The organism is Mesorhizobium kowhaii (genome assembly GCF_042431665.1).
In the GTDB taxonomy this organism is placed as follows: Bacteria; Pseudomonadota; Alphaproteobacteria; order Rhizobiales; family Rhizobiaceae; genus Mesorhizobium; species Mesorhizobium kowhaii.
The window spans coordinates 1-1583 of record NZ_JBHLYT010000157.1 but is presented as its reverse complement, the minus strand read 5'-3'; the positions used below and the strand labels follow the sequence as shown (position 1 = coordinate 1583).

The window sequence follows — 1583 nt, the reverse complement described above, 5'->3', positions numbered from 1 at the left end:
CGGATCGATCAAAATGGCGGCCCTTGAACATGACAAACTCCCGGAAAGCAGGAGCAGCCGTCATGCAGCAATGACCTTTCCGAAAAGTTTGCGACGGAACCGCCCGTTGCCGATTCGGTGTCGGGGGCGCACCAGCAGTGATCGAGCTGGAGATCACCGGCAAGGCGGCGGCTGCGGTTTCCGCTGACCACGCTGGCGGCGATGGTGGAGGCGCTGAGCCTATCATGATCCCGGTTCCGAGCCAAGCACGGACCCGATTGGCGGTCGGCCGAACCGGTATGTCGACACCGACGTAAAAGACTTATCTCTTGCCATGTCCGTCCTTCCTTTGCTGGGGCTCGGCTCGGCATTCCAAGATGGGTATTCGGCTTGAGCCTCACCTTCGGGCGACAAAGCGTGGTGTATAGGGTGAAGGTGCTGCGGTGCTGCGCTTCGCAGCTGATGGTTAAACGTGGTCTGCATGGCGCAGCCGCAAGCCGTCATCGAGAGAAGGGCAGCATGAAACATTTTACCGGATTGGACGGATGAGCGCGTGTTCGGCAGAGCCTTCTTCACCTAAGTCAGGCTTAAGGAGGACGAGGCGTGAAAACCTTGGCGTATCCCTGAAGGCTTGTTTCACAGCCCAGAACAATTCGCTCATGAGACCAAAGCCGCGCTCCGGCAGGAGGCGCTCGACTGAGGAGTGCATCTCTTGTGAAGGCAGGTCGCCTAAGAAACCCGCTATCTCATAATTGGCAAGCTGAAGCGCTTCGTCCACGGTCTTGCCAGCGATGAGTTCGGCAAACGCCGAGTAGGCAGCGATCGTCGCGCTGGAGCCGGAAGACTGGAACTTGGCTGCAGTGATCGTCTCGCTCTTCTCCTCAATGCTAATCATAAATTTGAGCCCGTCGCAGAAGGCGATTGCGCTGACATCGCCTACCGCATTAACGGTCTCCAGCTCGCCCTTGTCCCTATCGTCGCCCATGGCGGAGCTCCTTTCTGTAATGGCTCACCAATGCGTTCGAAGAAGAACCGTCGCATATACCGTGCCAGGCGGCCGCTTTATGATCGTGCGCGAGCTTGCAGCAGCGGTTGAAGAACTTTGGCGTGGGGCGGCGGCTGGACAGGACGAACTCAAGCTTGCAAATCCTCACTTGGCGCGGGGCCCGAACATTTCGAACTCCTCGCCTTCGAGCATCTTTACTTCAGTCGATGGACTGGAACGCGAGGCGAACAGGGCTACCTCTGTGGCGAATTTGTCTTGCTATCCGACACGGACGCTTGAACCGCACGATCAAGGACGCTACTGTCAAGGTCTACCATTACGACGATCTGGAAAGCCTGAAGACTCATGTCCTGGCCTTCGTCACCGCATACAACTTCGCCAAACATCTCAAGGCGCTGCGGTGGCGAACACCCTTCAGGTCATCTGCGATGCATGGACAAACGATCCATCAATCTTCAAGGTCAGCCGCACCACCTCGTTCCGGGACCACACACCTAGTCTTACTGCGTCATAAATTTGGATATTTCGGCTTCGACTGAGCGCAGCAGGGACATCGCATCAATCTGCGGGCGAGTGCGACGGTCAGTTTTCTATGCAG

1 protein-coding gene and 1 pseudogene are annotated in these 1583 nt (G+C 57.1%); one reads left to right on the top strand and one right to left on the bottom strand.

Going from position 1 to position 1583, the window contains the following annotated elements:
- Positions 1-508: 508 nt before the first annotated feature.
- Positions 509-964, bottom strand: coding sequence for an iron-sulfur cluster assembly scaffold protein (locus ACFFNA_RS36530; RefSeq protein ID WP_378924851.1), 456 nt, complete (start codon positions 962-964; stop codon positions 509-511).
- A 293-nt stretch (positions 965-1257) separates the two neighbouring features.
- Between ACFFNA_RS36530 and ACFFNA_RS36525 the strand changes: the two are divergent.
- A pseudogene (locus ACFFNA_RS36525) lies at positions 1258-1483 on the top strand (IS481 family transposase); the annotation flags it as partial.
- Positions 1484-1583 lie beyond the last annotated feature (100 nt).

Coding starts and splice junctions, on each gene's coding strand:
- ACFFNA_RS36530 (WP_378924851.1), bottom strand. CDS start 964: ATGGGCGACGATAGGGACAAGGGCGAGCTGGAGACCGTTAATGCGGTA.